The following is a 22143-nucleotide window of genomic DNA, read 5'->3' on the forward strand; positions in this document are numbered from 1 at the left end:
CCTTTTCTTATATCCGAAATAATTCGTTGTCTGAGTAGTATGAGTAAGTCTTTACAGAATATACATAGGTCAATAAAAATAAATTAGCATCAGAAAAAGTCCAGTTTAAAAGAGAGAGCGCAAGGAGGAAGGGCATTCTAATAACAGGAAAAGGACATGTGGAATTTATAAGGAGTATAGAGCCTGCAACAGATTCTTTGACTTAAAAGTTGTATACTCTAAAAAGTATGAAACACTGCTTGTATAACGAAGTCCAACGTTCGGATCCTTTAGGGAGGGAACTATTGCTAGGAAAGCTCTTATGGACAATTAATCCCCTTACATATGGTAACTAATTGTGATACTTGAAAAAAATCCGTAGCTCTGGAATAGTCTTTCAAGAACATACAAAATAATTCGTAACTATCAACTGAAATACTATATCTCTCAAACAGACAGCTTCCTACTCAACTTCACCTCTAAAGTCACAACATAAAAATGAGCGTACTGACCTATAGAAGAATCGGGATAATAGTTTATAATTCGTCAAAAATTTCTAATTTCTTCATAATTTTTTCCAAAATACTCTTCAAAAAAACTGTTTTTATGACAAAACTATGATAAAATTAGAAGTTAGATACATTACGGAGTTTACAAACAAAAGTTATAGCAAGGAAGGGGAAACACTGGTAATGTTTGCAAAGGATATAGGAATAGATTTAGGAACAGCAAATGTATTGATTCACGTGAAGGGAAAAGGGATTGTGTTAAACGAACCTTCAGTGGTCGCTTTAGATAGAAATACGAATAAAGTACTAGCAGTCGGAGAAGAAGCTCGACAAATGCTAGGTAGAACCCCAGGAAATATAGTGGCTATTCGCCCGTTAAAAGATGGAGTAATTGCGGATTTTGATGTGACAGAAGCTATGCTTAAGCATTTCATTAATAAATTAAACGTAAAGGGATTCTTATCGAAGCCACGAATTTTAATTTGCTGTCCGACAAACATTACAAGTGTGGAGCAAAAGGCCATTCGAGAAGCTGCGGAGAAATCTGGTGGTAAAAAGGTTTATTTAGAAGAAGAACCTAAAGTTGCAGCAATCGGAGCAGGGATGGATATCTTCCAACCAAGCGGAAATATGGTTGTAGACATAGGTGGGGGCACAACTGATGTTGCTGTTCTATCTATGGGTGATATAGTTACCTCGGAGTCTATTAAGGTAGCAGGAGATGTGTTTGATAACGATATTCTTCAATATATCAAAAAAGAGTACAAGCTTCTAATCGGTGAACGAACAGCTGAGAATATAAAGATTGAGATTGGAACTGTTTTTCCAAACAGTCGTCATGAAGAGATGGATATCCGTGGGCGAGACATGGTTTCAGGTCTGCCAAGAACGATTACTATTAAATCTGATGAAATCGAACACGCGTTAAGAGAGTCTGTATCTGTCATAGTACAAGCTGCCAAAAATGTGTTAGAAAAAACACCGCCTGAGTTGTCCGCAGATATTATTGACCGTGGCGTTATTATCACTGGTGGCGGTGCGCTACTACATGGTATGGATAGTCTGTTGATGGAAGAATTAAAGGTTCCTGTGTTTATTGCGGAACAACCGATGGATTGTGTGGCTATTGGCACTGGAATTATGCTAGATAATATCGATAAAATAAGTAGAAGATAAGAGTGGAGGCTTCATCATGTTTCGTGGATTTAATACTGTAGCATCTGGGATGATTGCTCAACAGCGTAGAACCGAGCTGCTAACTAATAATATGGCTAATGCGAATACACCAGGCTTTAAGGCTGATCAGTCTACCATTCGTTCTTTTCCAGATATGCTGATGTCACGTCTAGGGCCAGCTAAAATTCCTACGGAGAATCCGATCAGTGGGAAAAAACTGTCAACTGTCGGTGGAATTAGTACAGGCGTTTATATGTCAGAAACCGTTGCTCTGCAAACACAGGGGCAGCTTCAGCAAACAGGCTTGAACACTGATATAGCTTTAATCGATGGAGTACTTCCAGTGGATGCAGAATCAGGGCAATCAGGTGCGCTATTTTTCCGTTTAGAACACCCAATTGAGGGAGAAGCATATACACGTAACGGAAACTTCACATTGGACGCTTCAGGTTTTTTAACGAATGCAAGTGGACTATATGTTTTAGATGATGCAGGCCAACGTATTCAATTGCAAAATGATGATTTCCGTGTAGGGGATAATGGCCAAGTTTTTGTGGATGACGTAGCGGTGGCTCAGCTAGGGGTTTCATATGCTGCTAATCCGGATCGTTTATTGAAGCAGGATAATGGTTTATATAGAACGGAAGATGGCATGGAGCTACCATCCGCGTATAATACTGGTGATGTGAGCTTTGCTATGCAACAGGGCTATATTGAAGGATCAAATGTAGACAGTGCGAAAACAATGACAGAGCTTATGTCAGCATATAGAACATTTGAAGCCAATCAAAAAATTCTACAAGCATACGATCAGAGCATGCAGAAAGCTGTCAACGAGGTTGGTCGTGTTAACTAATTACCAAGGAGGTGTGGTTGAATGTTACGCACAATGATAACAGCAACAAACACAATGTCCCAATTGCAAAATCAACTGGATATTATAGGGAATAATCTTTCCAATTCAAATACCCATGGATATAAGTCAAAAGAAGTAAAATTCCAAGAATTACTTTATCAGCAATTTAATAACGATAAATTAGATAAAACAGAGAGACAATCACCTGTTGGGATACGCTATGGAGTGGGAGCAGCACTTGCACAGTCTCAAATGAACTGGAAGCAAGGGAGCATCCAGTCTACTGGCAGAGATCTAGACTTTGCTTTTCAGGAGCCTAAGCAATATTTTCAAATCATTATGCCCGACGGACAAAATGGAGAAAAAACTGCATACACTCGTCAAGGAGCTTTCTATGTTTCTCCAATAGAAAATGGACAAATGATGCTTGTTAACGGAGATGGTTATCCTGTTTCCGACTCACAGGGACAGGCTATTACGATTCCTGAGGGAGCTTCTAGCTTTTCTGTAAATGAAAGAGGAGTGCTAACTGCAACATATCCTGATGGTACTACAGCACAAAGAGAGTTAGCTGTTTCCGTTTTGCAAAAGCCACAATTCATGGAACACTTGTCTGCGACATATATTGTAATGCCCGAGAATTTAGATGAGTTAGGTGCAAATGCTGAGGATGTAATGACCGACCTTCAAGGAGCAGACAGAGAAGAAATTTCCTTGAGCAATCAGGTTTTAGAAATGTCTAATGTAGATGTTTCCAAAGAAATGACCGATTTAATGACAACGCAGCGTCAGTATCAGTTTAGTGCTCGTTCTATTACAATCGCCGATCAAATGATGGGCTTGATCAATGGAATTCGCTAGTAAGGAGTTATTTTAATGACGGAAGAAGTAAAGGCTTCTAGCCGACAACAGCGTAGGTTAGAAAAAGTACAAGAAGAAGTAAATAAGAAAGAAACGGTAGACAATACCAAACCAACCAAGTGGGTACAAATTCGTATGTTTCCTATATGGCTGCGTATACTAATTGTTATTGCTCTTTTTTGCATATCTGCAATAGCTGGACTAATGATTGGCTATGGGGTTATAGGTGATGGTGAGCCGAAGGATGCGCTAAAATGGGAAACGTACCAACATATAATTGATATAAAAGACGGTAAATAATTGGAGGACGATTCCATGCTAACAACGGAGCAATTACAAGCTATTTTGCCTCATCGATATCCATTTTTAATGGTTGATCGTATTCTAGAAATTGAAGAAGGTAAACGAGCAGTTGGATTAAAAAATGTAACAATTAATGAAGAATTTTTTAATGGTCACTTTCCTGGCTATCCAGTAATGCCGGGCGTTCTTATTGTGGAAGCGTTGGCTCAAGTAGGAGCAGTGGCTGTGCTTCAAATTCCCGAAAATAAAGGAAGACTTGCTTTTTTTACAGGAATTGATAACTGTCGATTTAAAAAACAGGTCAAACCAGGAGACCAGCTTAAACTGGAAGTTGAGCTTACTAAGCTCCGCGGACCAATGGGCAAAGGACATGGCATAGCTACTGTCGATGGAGAGCTTGTTTGTGAAACAGATATCCTGTTTGCATTAGGTCCAGTTGCAAACAACGACTAATAAATAGTATTATTCCACTTCTTTTAAAGTATATGCGAGTATGCTGAGCATTGAAAAAAGAGGTAATAATGCCATAGGATAGTTCCTTCTTTTCTTGGATAACCTATCGTAAGTCACGTGAAGAGTGTGATGACGATATCAAGAAAGGAGGAATTTTTATGTTGAAAAAAGTCGTTCCTACTGTGGCATTATGTTCGCTTTTACTCGTTGGATGTAATAATGATGAAGCAGTACCTTCAAACAATGAAACACCAATGGGGGAATTAAACAACGGTAATCGTGTAATTACTCCATCTCCTGATGAGAACACTGGTAATAACGGAGCTGGAACTACTAATGGTGGTATGAATGAAGGCACAAACGGTAAGAATGATATGAATGGTCTTAACGATGATCTGAACAATGGTCTTAACAATGGTGATAATAATGATTTAAATGGAAATATGGATCATTCAAACATGGATGAACGTACATTTGTAGATGAGCCAGAGGTTAATGGAAATAAAGATAAATAGTCCCTTTCTGTAACTTATGGAGCGTTTTTAAATTTGAAATGGTTGATCAAACAAAAAATAGGCAACTTCTTGTATTGTAAACAAGAAGTTGCCTATTTCTTTAGGCATTAGTCAGTATGCCTATATCAATTTTCTTTGTCTTTCTTTAAGGAAGGACGCGTTTTCATATCCTTTTCGAATTGTGTCAACAATTCTTCTCCAATTAATCCATCCTCAATAAGTTCAGCAAGTAACGATTCAGCGTATTTTCTACGTGCACGCTTTAATGTTCCGCGAAGTAACACGGAAAGATGATCTCCTATTTTCTTAACGGAGTAGGTTGCCACTTCAAAATGTGCAGGCTCATTCTCGGGGTAAGAGATAACGACCTTAGCATTAAATAATTCATTGGATGTTTTTAATTCATTAAAGAAATCCTCATGTTTTTGATCAATAAATAATTCTAAAATCCAAGAACGACTTGTGTTTTCTTGATTAATTACTATGCCATCCTCTAGTAAAATCGGCATTTCATCATTATTGCGGATAAGGGACACGGATATCATTTTAAATGTTTTCATATACAATCCACCTTTTAGTAGGACTAATTAATCTTCATTATAGCATAGGGATTCTATGGAAAAAAATAAATGTGAAAATGCCAATTTCTTATTTTTGATTTCAATGAATGCGGTAAGATGAGGGATATTTTTGAAAGCAAATAACATTATTTTATTTTGACCCAGAAAAACGACCCAAAATGAAATAACTGCGCTTTGCCAACAAATTTTCAAAGGCTTATGATATGGCTAATGAAAGGGAGGTGACAGATTGAATACAGTTTCGATAATTGGAAGAATGACGAAGGCTCCACAGCTGAAGCACTTATCTGAGGGGAGAGTGCAAACAGGATTTGTTGTTGCAGTGAGTAAGGGCTATAAGAGCGAAGAAGCTAATTTCGTGCTTTGCACAATTTGGGGGAAACTAGCTGAAACCACGGTAAAGTACTGTGGAAAGGGCTCTTTAGTAGGAATCACTGGCCGCTTGAACACAAGATCTTATGAAAAAGGGGAAGGCATAAGAGTATTTGTAACAGAGGTTATTGTGGAGGATATCAGATTTTTAGCTACCAAAAGTCGCGACGAAACCGAACAAACTAGAGAGGAAAATAAGCAAGTAGAAAGTGATTTTGAATTTCCAGCAGAACAAATAAAAAAACTTCCAGTGTAAAATTTTGAATGGCCGCAACCATCCAAATGATACAAGAGAGAAAAAACCTGACCAGAATATGGCCAGGTTTTTGTTAACAAGATATCAGTTAGATTGAAAGAGTAAGCAAATCCTTTAGATCTGCATCCGACATTTCTGTAATCCATTGACTAGAGTGGATCAGTTCTTCAGACAATGCTTGCTTCTGTTCAAGAAGTTTGTCTATTTTTTCTTCAATTGTACCGATAGTTATGAACTTATGGACATGGACGAAATTAGTTTGACCGATACGATAAGCTCTGTCAGTTGCCTGGTTTTCGACTGCAGGGTTCCACCATCTATCCGCATGCAGCACGTGGCTTGCGGCAGTAAGGTTCAAACCAGTTCCACCAGCCTTTAAGGATAGAAGGAATACAGGGAATTCCTTTGCCTGAAACGCCTCTACTAAATGGTCACGCTGATTTTTTGGCATGCTTCCTGTCAAGAAAGGAGCATCTATATCGAACAGCTCAGTTAGGCAATGCTGCAGCAAATGACCCATTCCGATATACTGTGTAAATATCAGACATTGCTCACCACGAGCAGCAATTTCTCCAGCGAGTGTCACAATACGAGCAAGCTTCTCAGAGCGTTCAAGCATATCTTCTGCATCATCAAATGGCTCTTTCAGATAAAGGGCCGGGTGATTACATAGTTGTTTTAGCTTGCTAAGCATTTTGAGAATAAGCCCCTTTTTCTCAAAGCCGGTTAGTGTATCAAGCTTGCTAACGGTTTCTTGAATAAGGGATTCATATAACGCTGCTTGCTCGGTAGTTAAACCACAATACTCGCGTTGCTCTAATTTTTCTGGGAGGTTTAACAACAATTCTGGATCCTGCTTGGTTCTTCTTAATAAGAACGGCTGAATTTTGACCCGGAGTTTATGCTTAACCGAGTCAGAGTTATCTCGCTCAATCGGCGCGATATAATTTTCCTGGAATTTACGGAAGGAACCCAAATAACCTTTATGAATAAAGTCGAAGATAGACCAAAGCTCGGATAATCTATTTTCAACCGGTGTTCCAGTTAAAGCAATATGATGCTTGCCTGTAAGCTTGCGAATCGCACGAGATTGCTTTGTATGCATATTTTTAATGTTTTGAGCCTCATCGAGAGTTATACTAGCCCATTCTAAATCCTCTAATGCTTCAATGTCCTGCATTGCTGTACCAAAGGTTGTGATTACTACGTCAGCTTCTTTATCAATTTCTCGGGTTCGCGCTGTGCCATAATGTGTTTGGACATTTAAAGAAGGAGCAAATTTAGCCAGCTCTTTCTGCCAGTTTCCAAGCACGGAGGTTGGACAAATGATCAAAGAAGGCGTTGTTTGTTCACCGCTTTCATGGACATGAAGTAGATATGCGATTAATTGGACTGTCTTACCAAGACCCATATCATCAGCTAAGCAGGAGCCAAATTTTTCATTTCGCATAAATACAAGCCAGTCTAAGCCCAGCTGCTGATATGGTCGAAGAGTCGTCAACAGATTGGATGAGACCTCCACAGTGGGATAACCTTTTTTCTCAGACAGCTGTTCCATCAATACTTTAAGAGATTGCTGCATTTCAAATTGGAATAATGGATCCTCATCAGATTGCTCATCATCATCGATAGCTAAAGCAATTTCCTCCGGGATTTCTCGGAATAAAAGCTCCTTCACAGTCCAATTTTCATCCTCGGACTGCTTCATAAGTTCTCGAATTTGATGCATCCACGCAGCATCTATTCGGAACCACTCATTGCCTGCCTGTATATATGATCGATTTTCAGTGACCATTTTTTGAAAATCCTCTGCAGAGATTTCCTGTCCGTTTAGAGAAAAACTCCAGTTAAATTGCAGGATTTCATTTAAGCCAGCGGCGGTTTTATAAGTATTGGCAGTCTTTGCAACAGTCTTAACACGCATTTTAGATTCTTTCAAGCTCTTCAGCCAAGATGGCAGAACAACTTCGAAACCAAGAGCCTGCAGTTTGATTAGGTCATCACGTAAAAAACGTCGCACTTCTTCATCGGTTAATGGAGAGGAGAAGAAGGTCGACAGTTCTACGGCATCTATCGAGGAGACTAGGGAAAAGATTTTTGCCTGAGTTTCTTCGATATAGGTGTTATATTCATTCCATTTATCAGGAAGAGCCTGCTTAATAGGCAATACTTTTTTTCGGAAGGATGGCGTCCAGTATACACTGCTTTTCTTACCGCGAACGACTGTTTCTAATAACCAGGTGTCATCAAATTCATCCGGCTCGGACAGGCGCAATGCTACTAACAGATTTGGATGGGTCGATTGCGATTTTAGGGGCCAGCCGCCTTGTTGAAAGAAAGGAATGAGGGCGGGTAGGTCCTCCATCGTAAGCCCTGCCTGAAAAAGCTTTTGCTTGATAGCATTTTCAACTAGCTGCTTTCCTTTGTCCTCTATGGGAGCAGACAACTCTAAATTGTCTTCCTGTAATTCGACTGTCTTCCAAAGATCAGGTGAATTCCAAACACTTCCTGCTTCTTTAAAGGTTTTAAGCCATTGAAGCGAGGGCTCGGTAGCTCCAGAGAATGTGATGAAGGGATGAGCTTCAGATGAAAAGAGTTCAATGACTTCTACTGGAGAAGCTATTAATACGTCATCCTCAACTTGTGCGTTAAGACCAAAAAAGCTTTCTCTATGATTTAAGTAGAGCGTCTCCACCCATTTTTCGATAGGCGCATCATTACATGATAGAAGAAAGCTTCCATTTGCTGCTTGATCGATATACAGGGAAAATTCTTTTGTAATAGATAAAGGTTTATTCATAATGGCAGGTTTCCTTTCTCTATTTCTTGTTGTAAGGCACGAAGACGGCGATACTTTTCACGAATACTTTCCACATAAGCATTCCAGTAATCAATTTCGTTTGCTTTCTTCGCTACCTGTTTCATTTTCTTCCAAATACGAACAGCTTGCTTATAGCTATATCTGTTTTTTTCTTGGATAAACCTCATTGCATAATGGTGGTAAAGCGGAAGAAGGACTTCTGGTGCCTCATCCTTCACTATAGATAATCCACAGGACTCAGCATATTCAAGAGATGAGTTGGCAGATTGGTGCAATGCCATCCATTCCCTATAACGTTTTTGTTCGATTAGTAAGTTGGAGTATGATTGGATTCCATATAAACCGAATGATTGATACAGTTTTTCCAGTTCCTCCGTTTTTAAACTTACTTGGTTGAATAGCAATTCTAATCTTCTAATGAGCATGACTCTAGAAGGGTTTTGTATGACTTCATTTAAATAATAAGAAATGTGAGGGAGTAATTTTCTAGCTAGCTCGCTAACTAATTCCTTGTTGGAGGAATGAATGGCCTTTTCACAAACCTCCACCCACTCCAAAAGCTGATCCTTCTCCATATGCTCAGCAGAATCTAATAGCTCATCCATCATCGACAAGGTGAGGTAAAAGTATGGAAGTACCATATTTAACGGGATTCCGTCCTCTTCAATGGTCAGCTCTTGAAGATATTTGACTTCCTGCATTCGCGCTGCTTTATCTGTTACTAAAGCTTCCCAGCAGGCTAAATATACGTGCTTCCGATAACGAACAAGGCCTTCCTCTTCAAAGTAAAAGGACCGTACGTTTTCCATCATTTGATCGAAAAAGGGGTCCGCTGCAAACATTTTAGGCTTTGCAGCAAGCTGGGACAGGCTATCATCAATATCCTCTATATAATCATTTAAAAACTGGTAAACGCGATTACGCATATTAGTATCGTTGTATTCAATTAAATAAGGCCATGCGCGTGTTAGTATGGCCAGATTGACATATACATCAAAGATAGGTTGCCATTCTCGTTCAAATGGTCGAGATTTACGAACCTGGGCCTTCAAGTCATGAATAGCAAATTCTAAAAGATAAAAGCTTGTTGGCGGATAGCTGGAGATAAACTTTCTAAAAAAGTTATCCACTAGCATATCCCAGCTTTTGGGACTACGTTCATCTCGAAGTAAAGATAGCTGTAGGTGGTCTATGTTAGCTTTCCACTCCGAGATCCAAGTGGATAGGGAGTTGTTTTGTTGATATAAATAAAAAACCGCTGCGACGATATGTCTACATGGCTTCTGCATTTGGCAAGGGCAATGGATCAGGTCAACCATTGGCAAGTATCGTACCTCGATGTTAGTTACATCTCTAACCACAAAATCAATTCGATTGTCCTTTAGTGAATAATTTGCAATTGAAACCGCGCCATTACGCACAAAAAAGGTCGCTCTTCGAACAAGCTCCTCATCTTCCGTAACAGTAGGGTTAAGTTTCTCTTCAATCGTCCGCATGGACGCATCTATATATTGGTTATAATGATTGGCTAATTTTTGATACGAAGTTAGGTTCAAACAAATCTCTCCTAATGAAAAAAGGCTTTCCTTCCATTATACGTTTAATCCTGCTCGAATAAAAGCCAGAGGAGTGTAAAAGTGATTCACTAAAATAAAAAGCCTTACCTATGCTGATCATAAGTAAGGATTTTAATCTTTTTTTAATAAGCCTTTTATGTATCGTTTAAGTTCCTTTTCCTCTTTGGAAACTGATTTAATATCCATTACAAGAAGACGAAACTCTTTATAGGATGCAAGTGGGGTAACATATTCCTCCTGAAATGCTTCTATATACTTTGATCGACTTTCACGCGCCTCCAAGCCAGGATTCTTACTTTTAGAAGGCTTATCCTCCAGCATATTTAGAAAATAGTCATTCGAGATCGCATACACCTCTTTAATTTTCATAAGTAAGTCAATGGGAATGGCTAAGTCACCCTTTTCGTATTTAGACAAAACTGAATGGCCAATGCCTATTCTTCTCGCTGCTTCCATTTGAGTAATATCTAATTGTTCTCGATAAGCACGGAGATGCTCGTAAAATGCCATATAATTACCTCCTTTACAATGCAACAAGAATATCGAAAAGATAGGATTAAACTGTAATAATCGCCAAATTGGAGATATTTATTAAAAGAGCGGTTAAATATAGTATATAAAGCTTATAGGACAATTTACATAAGAAAGGAGTGGGGAGTAGTAGAAAGAATTCAATTGCATATACCTTTTTTATTAGAATCTCTGGACATTTATTCGAAAAATGGATTCAATCATGTCAAGGTAATAGGAGTAAAGGCGCGGAACATAAAATACATTGTGGAAAGTCCTATAAACAATTTAAAGCACATACCGTTAATCGCATCAGAGTACTACAGCATATACGATCTACAGCTTGATTTTGAAAAAAATATGCTTCAATTTTATATTAAAAGCGTGAGAGAAGCATCGAAGGAAGAGATCCTGCAAAGGGTGTTTGAAGCCATTTTAGTAGAATACAGTCCTAAAAAATACGGTTTCTTTACAAGTCCAAGAGAAAAAGGAAGAGCAGAAAGTGCATTGCAATTTAAATAGAAATATTTTAATGGCGAATGCATATTGCGTTCGCTTTTTTGGATTTTAAGAAAGTATATTCTCTTTTTTGATTATTTGTCTATCTTGAAGGGTATTTCCTCATAAGAAAAAAATAGAAAGCTCGACTATAGAACCGGAACTTGGCTCCCTCTCCTATAGTGGAAATTAACTATCATTTATTCTAAGATTCGCTGTTTTAAATTTGAATAGAGAAGCCTATACCTACAAGGATATGAATGCGTTTTTTTGGATAAATACACTACACGAAAAATGTAGAATATGATATACTAATATAAATCAGAAAATTCAAAAAGGACAGGAGGGGATATGGAATGTTACTTGTACAATTAATGAAGCCTTTTTATACTCAGCTCGAGGGAGATAGGATAAAGCTTGTATTTGCCTATCAATACTTTTCCTTGCGCAAGGACGACGAGCTATTTGATTTTATTCCTGTAGAAGGAAAAGAGATAATAGTCAACGCTAACTCGTTACAAGTCGAAAACCTGTCCGAGGTATTTGTCTTTCAAAAAGGAAACCGATTTATACGACTTCCTTTATACCAACTCCTACTAGTCTCTGATATTCATGTGCATTTACAAACAATTATTAATTCAAACAATAATGTAGAAGAATCTAGCTCGATGCTATTGGAAGGAACAAAAGAGATTATTAAACAATTGGAAAAAGAGAATTTTGAACGTATGATAGATTATGCATTACTTCATAAAGACGCAGCACTATTCAAAGAACTACAACAATATAAAGACACATACGGAGGACACCATGTGGACTAATTTTTCAACATAAAAAACACCTTACGAAAAGATTATTTCGAAGGTGTTTTTTATATGAACAAAAAGTTAAAAGGAAGTAAAATAGTAAAGGAAAAAGATAAACGCACTTGAGCCGAGCACCCCAAACAAAATATCCTCCCAACTGAAACCAAATTTAGTCATTTTCATGCCTACCCTCACCTCTTTTCTGTTTAATAGATAAGTCGGAATTAAGTCTATAAAGGTTACAGCTAATATATTACAGGTGCCAGGCACCTGTAATATATTAGCTGTAATAAAAAAATAATTTATCTATTGATATTTTTGTGGGATGAGTCGATATAAAGGTTAAATAGATGGGGTGGGGGTGGAGAGATGCTAGGCAAGTGGAATGCGACTGGTTTGAATATTCTTCGTAATATGAATAACCAATGGGCGATTGCTAATCGGTCGATGGAACGTCTATCTTCTGGCTATCGTATTAACCGTGCAGCGGATGATCCTGCGGGTTTAGCGATTTCTGAAAAGATGCGAGCTCAGATCAGAGGCCTTGGGCAGGCAGCACGTAATATTCAGGACGGTATTTCATTGTTGCAGACGGCGGAAGGTGCACTAAATGAAACGCACGCTATTTTGCAACGGATGAGGGAATTGGGTGTGCAGGCGGCTAATGATACGCTGACGGACAATGACCGTGATTTGCTTAATATCGAGTTTGAGGAATTGAAGAAAGAAGTAAATCGAATTTCTAAGGATACTAATTTCAATACAAAGACATTATTGGATGGCACTCAAACCTCCATCAAAATTCAGGCAGGTGCAAACTCAGGGCAATCTATCGAGCTTAACATTGGGAATATGTCTGGTGATAGCATAGGATTAAAAGATCTCTCGATATCGACAAGAGAGAAAGCAGATGCTGCGATAGCTGGCATGGATGAAGCCATTAAGCAGGTGTCTCGAGAGCGTTCCAAAATGGGTGCCTATACTAATAGGCTGGAGCACGCTTATAATAACGCAGTTAATATGGAAGAGAACTTAACAGCTGCTGAATCTCGCATAAGAGATGCGGATATAGCTAAAGAGATGATGACACTCGCTAAAGCAAATATTTTAATGCAGGCCGGTCAATATGTTTTAAGCTTGCATATGCAGCAGGCTCAATCCGTACTACAGCTACTAAAAAGTTAACTCATTCTAACAATCGTGAATTGAAATTTTCACGGTTGTTTTATTTTGCTGAGTAGTTAAATGCATTTATGTTGTAATAAAATTGAATTTTTATATTGCCAAATATATAAACTTTTTAGCATTTCATATTTTTTTAAGTTAAGATAGGTTTATAGCATATGGGAAGTGGGAATTAGTTATGAAGAAAGTCTCTGCATTAACTACATTTTTATTAATAATAGGACTGCTGTTTGCTCCTATTTTAACATTGGCTGCCCCTATTGATGAGGTCAGGCAAGTAATAGAAGAAAATTATAAAGGGGAGCTTCCAACCAATTTAATGGAACTAAGCTCTATTGATGCTATCATCGAGCAGCTCGACCCTTACTCAACCTATTTTACAAAGGAAGAGTTTAAGAGATATACAGACTCTATTAATAATACAACAACAGGTATTGGGGTTGTTATAGAAGAACACGAGATGGGTATCCAAGTAGTGAGCACATTTGAAGGAACTGCAGCAATGGAAGCTGGAATTGAATCAGGAGATATTATTATATCTATAGACGGGACATCGACTGAGAAAATGTCTGTGCAGCAGGCTTCTACCCTGATCACTGGAAAGGCTGATACAAAGGTTAACATAGAAGTTTTGAAATCAACGGGCCAAAAGAAAACATACATATTAACGAGAAAAAACTTTAGTGTCCCGGTAGTTACACACAAGCTTTTAAATGAGGGTGTAGGTTATATTGGTGTCAATTCCTTTTCTGAGGATGGTGCCTCCCTGGTAATTTCGGCAAAGGAGGAGCTAGCGAGGAAAGGTGCAACCTCCTATATTTTAGACCTTCGTAACAATGGCGGAGGTTTTGTTAAAACCGCAGAGGAGCTAATTGGTTTATTTCCGAACAGTCCATACGCGTATATGCTTATGATGAAGAATCAGGTTGGTCTTGTTGAATCTATTCCGCAAAAGGCATTGTTTCCAAAGGATACAAAGGTGCTTGTGAATGGATATAGCGCGAGCGCATCTGAAATGACTGCAGCAGCGCTCTTGGACCAGAAGTCTGCCAAGCTTTATGGTCAAAAGACTTATGGGAAAGGCTCCATGCAATCGTTCTATCCGTTAACGGACGGCTCATTTTTGAAGCTGACAATCGCGGAGTTTGCAGGTCCTAAAGGCAGCTCTGTGAATAAAACCGGAGTGAAGCCCCAAGTAGTTACTGAAGAAGGTATGGAGCTAGAAAAAGCACATTTAGACGCAATTCTTGAAAATTATCAAACATATAAGAAAATGCCGGTCATAAAAAACGTGATGACCAATAAACAATTTACTATTACATTTTCTAAAACGATTCAACTGAATGACAAAGAGAGAGTTGAATTGATTAAATTGGGTGAGACAGAGGGAACTCCAGTCACAATAGAGCAAAAGTCAGCAAAACAATTAAAAGTCATACCAAAAGCAGCATTAGAAAGAGGAGCAGCATACCTCCTACTCATCCACCCAACCTTCCAGTCAAACAAAGACACTAAGATGGAAAAAGGTGCATATGTCGAGGTGACTGTTCAACCATAAAGGGGGAACACCTAGTGTTTTTTGAATTTAGATTTTGGAAATATCTTTTTCATCAACAAGAATTAGCAATGTCATTAAAGGATTCGACCATGCGCGACTTTAAAGGACGCGTATGGTTCGTTGTATTATGCGGGGTGCTTCTGTTTGCACTTCGAGACGTTTGGGGAATGCATACAGAAGGACTTACCTCCCTATTTGCAAAAGGATTTGGAGAAACATATGTGATTGCTAGAATCGTTTCCCTTATAGGAGCTATTCTTTGGTCGCTTATTTATATCGCATTTTATTTTTTCGGGATTTCATACATACTTCATAAACTAACGAACGTGGACTTAGCAAAGATTGCTGTATTACAGCTTTTTGTAGTGAGTCTGCTGTTAATGGAAAAAGCATTTGTTTTTATTTTATATTCATTAGTTGGATATACAACAGACTTTTCGGTCCTATCATTTGGTCCGATGGCAGCCTTATTTTTAAGCAATAAGTTTTTTATATACTTTTTTAATGAATTAAGTCTAGTTACGGGGTTAATTGTTGCACTTCAATATCAGTTTCTACGTATCTACACAGACTTGTCGGGTCGTAATCTAATAATTATTTTAATAGCAATCCCGGTAGTGCTGGCTTTGCTAGTTGCAGGGTTCGAGATCCTTCCTATTGAAAAATGGATAGAAGGGGGGCAAGCAGTATGAACAAGTGGCTAGTAATCGGAATCTCTATCATTGTATCTACCTTTGTTGCGGCTAATGCAATTCTGCTGTTCTCGGATAAGAGTGAAATTGCGAGATCGTATTATTTAAATGATCACGAGAGAGTGAACACGAATACATATGCTAAAGAATTAGAGAAAGAATCCGTTGTTGTACCTACAGATGAAATAACGGTGACAGTCGATGCTGAACAAGTAAGTAACATCATGGTAAAAGAAGGAGAAGAAATAGCAGCAGATTCGGAGCTTGCACAATTAAAGCAAGACTCCGCTGAAGAGCAACGAGCGATTTGGGAAACAGAAATACAGGCTTATATGCAGGAGCAAAGCCAGCTGCAACAAATTATTGGAAACCTTGAGTCGGAGAAATCTAGCTCCCAGGGCAGTTACTCTGATACAGACACAACTACTAGCAATGAAGGCAACGACGTCACAGATGTGAATGTGCAAGTGGATGTTCAGCTTAAACAAGACGGAAGCTATGCCCAAGCTATTGCCGCAGCAGAGCAAAAGCTAGCTGATATAGAGCGCCAAATGCAAATCATTAACGCACAGCTCAGTCAGGAGACAGGAGCAGTCTCAGTCCTTAGCCCAATTGCAGGAACCATTGCATCTGTTGAAAATCTAGACGGTAAATACAATATAAACATCTATTCACAGGAGAAGTCGCTACTTACCTTCGTTCCTGAAAAGGAATGGCATGAGCTAGAAAAGGATCAGCCAGTTCGAAACTACTCCTCACATAGTGAAACTGTGGTAGAAGGTGGCATTATAACGAAAAATCAAGTCCCGACTAACAGTTCTCCATGGCTGTCGGCCTACAAGCAATTCGACTCAAAAGCTGAGGAGCCACTATATGGGGTCATGATCCAACCAACTGGAGAGCCGGTAAATCTGCCATTTGCCGCAAATATGAACTCCGTTATTACAACTGCTCAAACAGACAATGCAGTAAAAATAAAATCTGATTGGCTGTTAAACCCTTCAAAGGAAAAAGCAGAGCTCTACATATTAACTGAAGAAGGAAAAATTGCCCGAACAAAAGTAACCATACCCTTCTATCTAGATAACTTTGCTATTCTTTCGGGACTTGAAAGTGGAATGATTGTCCTAGAAAAGGAGCCAAAAACAGATAAGGCACCAGCATTCTTGCCATTTCCATTAGATGCACCATCCTGGAATAGCATAAAAGCAGTAAGCTGGAAAGATTACCTTAAATACCTAACATACAAATAACTATATAGTAGTCTACTAAACAATTAAGAGGATATGATGTTCATTAGGGCATATATTCTCTTTTTTGTATTTTACATTGTTTTAAGGATGGTAGCTCGATATAGGAAAACAATTAAGGTCAATTGTAATAAGGAATATATTCAATCTAGTCGTACGCTTTCCACTGAGGGAGCGGTAAGTCATCACAACAGTCGCTTTCGTATGGTGTTCATGACACACACTAGAGTGCTTTATTCGTCTTGTAAAATACTTATAAAGAATTACACGATTTAAAGAAAGTTGCGTATTTGCTAGAAAATATGTAAGCAAACCTTAGCTGAATAAAGATTTGGAGGAAATCACTTGGAAAATGAGAAATGGGAAAAGCAAATGATAGAAGAATACGGCTGGTATATGGATATTATTTACGCTGAAGAATATGACCAAATTCACTCTAATTATCATACTCATGGAGTGAAAGAGAATTTTAATCATATTGATTTTCAAATAGTACTTAATATTGACCCAGAAGTTGCGAATGGTATTTTCTTCAATTTAATAAAGGACATCCGAAATGGGAAAATATTTGAGGAAGACAAAAAATACTCCGACATCATAGAGGGTTATAGAGTGGAATTTAAACAGTATAGAGAAATGGGACGGGATGTGTTAAGAGTCCTTCTGCCTGATGAAGGTGGAGTGTTGCCAACTGAAGAGAACTGTCACGAATTTTATAAAAGTCAGCTAGATGATTATGATTTTGATAGCGATGTTTAATATGCAAAAACGATAAAAAGATATGGGAAGCGGGAAAATTAGGTGTTAAAAACACTTATCAAAGGTAGTCATTAATAAATGAATTAGATAATAGAGAGGGCATAACATATTGTTTTATAGTTATGTCTTTTCTTATTTTGTGTCGGCTGGCGAAAACCCGAATACATACAGGATGATTCTCTTAACATATTACCATTATTTCGATATACTAAGGTTTAACCTAAATGAAAGCAAGGCGAATAACTATATGAACCAGTGGAAAATATACGGTATGCTCGTATTTGTAATGTTAATATGGGGAGTTAATCTACCAATGCTAAAGTATTTAATAGCAGAGGTTTCACCGGTAACCCTCACTGCCTTCCGTATTTTGACAGCTGGTATAACAGTATTTCTAATTTTATGGAAAATGAAATTAATCCGAAAGCCGTCTAAGCAGGAATGGAAATATATAGCGATTGGGTCACTGACGAACGTAGTGGGCCATCATTATTTTTTAAACATGGGGCTATCGATTACAAGTGGCACGCATGGTGGATTGATTCTTGGGACAGGACCGATGCTAACAGCTATAGCGGGGGCATTTATCTTAAGATACTTTCCTTCTAAAATACAATGGCTGGGAGTTATTTTTGGGACAATCGGAGTAAGTCTCTCAGTGGCTGGGGGCAGTGATATTGGTAGTTCCGTTCTAGGAGATTTCTTTGTATTTCTTGCTATAATCGCACAGGTAATGAGTTATATGGTCATCAGCAAGGCCGCTAGAACATTGGATCCTAGACTGCTGACAGCTTATATGCTAGTAATTGGTTCGCTAATTCTAATCATAATTAGCTTTATCCAAGAGCCGAATGCGATCAATCAATTTGCAGAAATGGATTTAAAGTTCTGGGCAATTTTCTTCGCCTCTGCAATCTTCAGTACTGCAATTGGTCATATGCTATACAATTATGCAGTCGGCAAAGCAGGAGCAACCAAATCCGCCATTTTTATGAACCTGAACACCGTATTCTCGCTAATCTTTTCTGTCATTTTCTTAGGAGAAGTACTAGGGTGGAATCACCTTGCTAGCCTAATATTCATCATAGCCGGAGTAATCCTTGGCTCAGGAGCAGCAGAAGATCTATGGAAAAAGCATAAAACCAAAAAAGTAGCTACCTGAGGGTAGCTGCTTTTTTGATTACAGCTTTATGTCAGGTGCCTGGCACCCGTAATGTAGTAGTAACAATATTACAAGTGCCAGGCACCTGTAACAAAACAAAAAAGTTTTTAAATCGACCCCCATAAAAAATGTTCATCGTTCGAATAACTAGGTGTCCGCATAAGAAACGCTGGGCAAATTCTATTCGAGGTGATCAAATGCAGAAATGGAAGAAGACTGGAGTAGCTGTATTAGTAGCTACTTTGACAGTATCAGGGGCAGGTTATGCGTGGGCTAGTGGAAATTATGACACGGTCAGCATCAATGATGTATACAAAAACACAAACGAATCAACAGAAGCAACTCAAACAACGACAACACCAGAAACAACAAAAGCAGCCGCAGAATCAACAACTACTACTGCAACACCAGCAACAAATTTGGATATTCCAGTGGAAGTGTCGACGGAAAAGCTAGTTGGATTGATGAAGGCTTACGAAAATGCTGGCAGCACAGAAGCAAAAGCAGCAATCTTAAACGTGATTAATCGAGTTATTGCAGAGTATGAAACTACTCAAAAAGATATCTATAAAGAGAAAGCGCCAGAGCTTACGGCTGCAATCGATCGATTAATCGTGTTGTTCAAAACTTATCAGCAAGCTCCTAGTGCAGACACAAAAGCGGCAATTATCACACAAGTTAAAGCAGTGATTACTGAGCTTCAAAATTATTTAAATAAACAAGATGAGCCTAAAGAAGACAAACCTGTCATTGTCCCTCCAGTAAACGATAAACCTAACAAAGACAAGGAACAGGACAAAGCAGAAAAAGAAAAGAAAAAAGCTGAGCTAGAAAAGAAAAAAGCAGAAGAAAAAGCAGCTAAGGAAGCAGAAAAAGCAGAAGCTGAGGCAAAAAGAGCTGCAGAAAAAGCTGCAAAAGAAGCAAAACGCGAAGCTGAAAAAGCAGCAGAAATTGCAGCAAAAAAAGCACTACAGGAACAAAAAGTGGCTGATAAAAAAGCAGAAAAGCAACATAAGCATCCACATGGGAAAGACGACAAACAACATAATCATGGCCCAAATCACAACCAAAATAATAACCATGACAAGCACAATAAACATGATAATAACAACAACCAACACAACGACAAAAATGATAGAAATTAATCATATTTCATCATACCGCTTTTCATTTCCCGAATAGACAGCTACAATACAAGTTTATACGGAGCTTATGAGAACGGAGGGTATGTATGCTTTTGTCCATTATTCAGGGCCTATTCAAAACAAAACAGAATAAAAGAAAGCTAGGTTCAGGGACATTAGCTGGCGAAGAGGAGGCAATCAATGACCTCCTTTTAGCCAATACCTCCTTTATAAAGAAGACTGCAGCTTATATTTGTAAGCGGCCAATCGATGAGCAGGATGAAGAATATAGTATCGCGCTTAATGGCTTTCATGAAGCATTACTTGCTTACAATCCAAAAGAAAATGCATCACTACAAACACTTGCTCATCTAATCATTAAAAGGCGGCTCGTTGACTTTATTCGAAAAGAAGCTGCCCGTAAGGAAAAGGTGCTCTTACTCCATACTGGGGCATCTGACGAAAGCGTAGACGAGCAACATTTTATATGGAATGAGCAATCGATTGAATCATATACGGAAGAACAATTGACGGAGGCTAGGAGAGAGGAACTGATTCGATACGGGGAGCTGCTTGCGGAATATAATTTATCATTTAATGAATTAACCGTGGCTGCGCCAAAGCATAAGGATGCAAGGAAGACTGCCTTTTTAGTGGCACAAATCATCTCCGAATCAGAGGAACTCTATCAATCCTTTATCAAGCATAAACGGCTTCCGCTCAAAGATATCGAAGCACTGGTTGATGTATCACGCAAAACATTAGAACGGCATCGTAAATACATGATTGCTGTAATATTGTTGCTAAACAGTGACTTCGTTTATATAAAAGATTATGTGAAAGGAGAAATCATATGATGCGCACGTATAGAGGCGTTGTCTGCGAAAAGAAAGACGTCTACTACGTCTTTCTTACAGGCGAAGGCGAATTTCTGCGTGGTACCCCATTGGTTGATGACCCAGTGATTGGTGCCGAGGTAGAATTTCAAGTGCTAGAAGCAGGTGCTCCATTTTTACTGACACAAATAAAGCCAAAGATTCTAGCACCAGTGCTTGTAGCGGCAGTTGTCCTCATTTTCTTTGTCGCATCATTGATTCCTCAGCAAAACAGTGCTTATGCGTATGTACAACTTGAAGGGGAAAGGGCTGTCGAAATCGGTGTAGATGAGGAAGGGAATGTATTTTCTCTCCGTTCCTTAGATGACGACATCCCCCTTGATGTTACAGAGTGGGAGGATCTAACGCTAGCTGCTGTCTTAGTCCACGCAGTGAAGCATGTAGGAGCCAAACAGGATGAACTTGTAATCACCACAGTGTATGAGAAAGAAGCTAACCCAGAAGTGAAATCTCAGGTAGAACAAGCGGTGAAGGAAGTACAGGCTGTACAAACAGAGCAAAAAGTGAATGTGAAGGAAAGCTCTGCAGAGGAACGTAAAAGAGCGAACGAAGAAAAAACCTCCATTCAAAAGTACAAACAAAAAGAACAAAAGCCAGTGAAAGAAAATAAAACCGGCAAAGAACAACCAAGCAACACCAGTGTAGATAAACCAAACAACACAAATGTAGAGCAACCAAATAACTCAGTCGAAAAACCAGTCGTTCCATCTCATGCTCCAGCTGCTACTGACAAGCGGGAGAAGGAGAAAAAGGAACAACCGAACAAAGATGTAAAAGAACAAAAAAATAAATCTCATAATCCCGAAAACAAACCGAACCCTAACCAGTCGAAAGAAAAGCAAGAATATCAAAACAAACATGAACAACCCCAGTCTAATAAACATGATCAGCCAAAAGGCAAGAATCAGAACAACCGAAATAATAATTCGCAAAATAACAAGCCAGACGGCAAGAACGACAATAATAATGGCAATAAAGGTAACAATAATAAAGACACCCATCATGGTAACCAAAAAGATAATAATAATGCGAACAAACAACAACATGAGCATAGATAAAAAAGAAGACCCAGAAATTTTTCTGGGTCTTCTTCTCTTTTTATGACAATGATTGATTATTACAAGTGCCTGGCACCTGTAATAATCGTTTTGTGATAATAATAAGATGTTTTTCATATATATCCATGATGGTTTGGCAAAAATAGAATAGGCTTGAACTATATTCTCCTTGAACATAAGACATTATGTTCAAGGAGATTTTTGTTGGAAAAATTATGGATTTGACCATTGTTTTAAAGGTTAGTAAAAATATTTTTCCTAAAAAGGTAATATACTTTGAATTTGAACATATATTAATTCTAGTCCAAACGATATAGGATATTTTTCATGAACATCATTTTTTAGATTGAATTAAGTGCTTGAGGATATAATTCGAACTTTTTCGT

22 protein-coding genes are annotated in these 22143 nt (G+C 38.4%); 18 read left to right on the plus strand and 4 right to left on the minus strand.

Annotation, left to right across the window (positions count from 1 at the left end; genetic code table 11):
• The first annotated feature begins 671 nt into the window (after positions 1-671).
• From MHB55_RS03915 to MHB55_RS03940, 6 genes are all read left to right on the plus strand, one after another.
• On the plus strand, positions 672-1664 hold the full coding sequence (locus MHB55_RS03915; RefSeq protein WP_151113772.1) for a rod shape-determining protein: 993 nt from the start codon (positions 672-674) through the stop codon (positions 1662-1664).
• A 16-nt stretch (positions 1665-1680) separates the two neighbouring features.
• Positions 1681-2520 (plus strand): flagellar hook-basal body protein, encoded by an 840-nt coding sequence (locus tag MHB55_RS03920; RefSeq protein WP_340862640.1) that lies wholly within the window; start codon positions 1681-1683, stop codon positions 2518-2520.
• Positions 2521-2541: 21 nt separating this feature from the next.
• Positions 2542-3381, plus strand: coding sequence for a flagellar hook-basal body protein (locus MHB55_RS03925; protein WP_144540487.1), 840 nt, complete (start codon positions 2542-2544; stop codon positions 3379-3381).
• A 15-nt stretch (positions 3382-3396) separates the two neighbouring features.
• Positions 3397-3681: a DNA-directed RNA polymerase subunit beta gene (locus MHB55_RS03930; RefSeq protein WP_151111291.1), complete on the plus strand. Its 285-nt coding sequence runs from the start codon at positions 3397-3399 to the stop codon at positions 3679-3681.
• 15 nt (positions 3682-3696) lie between these two features.
• Positions 3697-4137, plus strand: a complete 441-nt coding sequence (gene fabZ / locus MHB55_RS03935) for a 3-hydroxyacyl-ACP dehydratase FabZ (RefSeq protein WP_154311442.1) — start codon at positions 3697-3699, stop codon at positions 4135-4137.
• A gap of 158 nt (positions 4138-4295) precedes the next feature.
• A complete protein-coding gene (locus MHB55_RS03940; protein WP_151111287.1) occupies positions 4296-4652 on the plus strand; it encodes a hypothetical protein in 357 nt (118 codons plus the stop codon).
• A 125-nt stretch (positions 4653-4777) separates the two neighbouring features.
• Here the strand turns inward: MHB55_RS03940 and MHB55_RS03945 are convergent, their stop codons facing one another.
• Positions 4778-5212 (minus strand): YwpF family protein, encoded by a 435-nt coding sequence (locus MHB55_RS03945; protein ID WP_144540478.1) that lies wholly within the window; start codon positions 5210-5212, stop codon positions 4778-4780.
• Positions 5213-5462: 250 nt separating this feature from the next.
• Here MHB55_RS03945 and MHB55_RS03950 point away from each other — a divergent pair, with 250 nt between their 5' ends.
• Entirely contained in the window at positions 5463-5861 is a 399-nt protein-coding gene (locus MHB55_RS03950; protein ID WP_144540476.1) for a single-stranded DNA-binding protein, read from the plus strand.
• A gap of 88 nt (positions 5862-5949) precedes the next feature.
• On the opposite strand, the gene MHB55_RS03955 is transcribed toward MHB55_RS03950, so the two are convergent.
• The 3 genes from MHB55_RS03955 to MHB55_RS03965 all read right to left on the minus strand — a co-directional run bounded on the left by MHB55_RS03955 (position 5950) and on the right by MHB55_RS03965 (position 10769).
• Positions 5950-8661, minus strand: coding sequence for a DEAD/DEAH box helicase (locus tag MHB55_RS03955; protein WP_191696648.1), 2712 nt, complete (start codon positions 8659-8661; stop codon positions 5950-5952).
• Positions 8658-10238 (minus strand): hypothetical protein, encoded by a 1581-nt coding sequence (locus MHB55_RS03960; RefSeq protein ID WP_151111283.1) that lies wholly within the window; start codon positions 10236-10238, stop codon positions 8658-8660. The genes MHB55_RS03955 and MHB55_RS03960 overlap by 4 nt, the downstream gene beginning before the upstream one ends.
• Positions 10239-10370: 132 nt before the next feature.
• Positions 10371-10769, minus strand: coding sequence for a helix-turn-helix domain-containing protein (locus MHB55_RS03965; RefSeq protein WP_340862641.1), 399 nt, complete (start codon positions 10767-10769; stop codon positions 10371-10373).
• A 165-nt stretch (positions 10770-10934) separates the two neighbouring features.
• On the opposite strand from MHB55_RS03965, the gene MHB55_RS03970 reads away from it, so the two are divergent.
• The 11 genes from MHB55_RS03970 (at position 10935) to MHB55_RS04020 (ending at position 21757) form a co-directional block, all read left to right on the plus strand.
• A complete protein-coding gene (locus MHB55_RS03970; RefSeq protein WP_154311439.1) occupies positions 10935-11291 on the plus strand; it encodes a hypothetical protein in 357 nt (118 codons plus the stop codon).
• Positions 11292-11623: 332 nt separating this feature from the next.
• The gene (locus MHB55_RS03975) at positions 11624-12088 is read left to right on the plus strand and encodes a transcriptional regulator (protein ID WP_144540466.1); all 465 of its coding nucleotides are present in this window, start codon (positions 11624-11626) and stop codon (positions 12086-12088) included.
• A gap of 354 nt (positions 12089-12442) precedes the next feature.
• Positions 12443-13258 carry a flagellin N-terminal helical domain-containing protein gene (locus MHB55_RS03980; protein WP_340844156.1) on the plus strand — a complete coding sequence of 272 codons (816 nt, stop codon included), beginning with the start codon at positions 12443-12445 and terminating at the stop codon, positions 13256-13258.
• A gap of 178 nt (positions 13259-13436) precedes the next feature.
• Positions 13437-14816: a S41 family peptidase gene (locus tag MHB55_RS03985; protein ID WP_340862642.1), complete on the plus strand. Its 1380-nt coding sequence runs from the start codon at positions 13437-13439 to the stop codon at positions 14814-14816.
• A gap of 14 nt (positions 14817-14830) precedes the next feature.
• Positions 14831-15508, plus strand: coding sequence for a hypothetical protein (locus MHB55_RS03990; RefSeq protein ID WP_154311437.1), 678 nt, complete (start codon positions 14831-14833; stop codon positions 15506-15508).
• Positions 15505-16761 carry a hypothetical protein gene (locus MHB55_RS03995; RefSeq protein WP_340862643.1) on the plus strand — a complete coding sequence of 419 codons (1257 nt, stop codon included), beginning with the start codon at positions 15505-15507 and terminating at the stop codon, positions 16759-16761. The genes MHB55_RS03990 and MHB55_RS03995 overlap by 4 nt, the downstream gene beginning before the upstream one ends.
• Positions 16762-17103: 342 nt before the next feature.
• Positions 17104-17517 (plus strand): DUF4262 domain-containing protein, encoded by a 414-nt coding sequence (locus MHB55_RS04000; protein WP_340862644.1) that lies wholly within the window; start codon positions 17104-17106, stop codon positions 17515-17517.
• 247 nt (positions 17518-17764) lie between these two features.
• A complete protein-coding gene (locus MHB55_RS04005) occupies positions 17765-18679 on the plus strand; it encodes a DMT family transporter (RefSeq protein WP_340862645.1) in 915 nt (304 codons plus the stop codon).
• Between the two features lie 197 nt (positions 18680-18876).
• On the plus strand, positions 18877-19824 hold the full coding sequence (locus tag MHB55_RS04010; RefSeq protein ID WP_340862646.1) for a hypothetical protein: 948 nt from the start codon (positions 18877-18879) through the stop codon (positions 19822-19824).
• Between the two features lie 86 nt (positions 19825-19910).
• Positions 19911-20660, plus strand: coding sequence for an RNA polymerase sigma-I factor (sigI, locus tag MHB55_RS04015; RefSeq protein WP_340844161.1), 750 nt, complete (start codon positions 19911-19913; stop codon positions 20658-20660).
• Positions 20660-21757 carry an anti-sigma factor domain-containing protein gene (locus MHB55_RS04020; RefSeq protein ID WP_340862647.1) on the plus strand — a complete coding sequence of 366 codons (1098 nt, stop codon included), beginning with the start codon at positions 20660-20662 and terminating at the stop codon, positions 21755-21757. Before sigI ends, MHB55_RS04020 begins: the two co-directional genes overlap by 1 nt.
• The last annotated feature ends 386 nt before the right edge of the window (positions 21758-22143 follow it).

The organism is Psychrobacillus sp. FSL K6-1267 (assembly GCF_038003265.1).
Taxonomy (GTDB): Bacteria; Bacillota; Bacilli; order Bacillales_A; family Planococcaceae; genus Psychrobacillus; species Psychrobacillus faecigallinarum.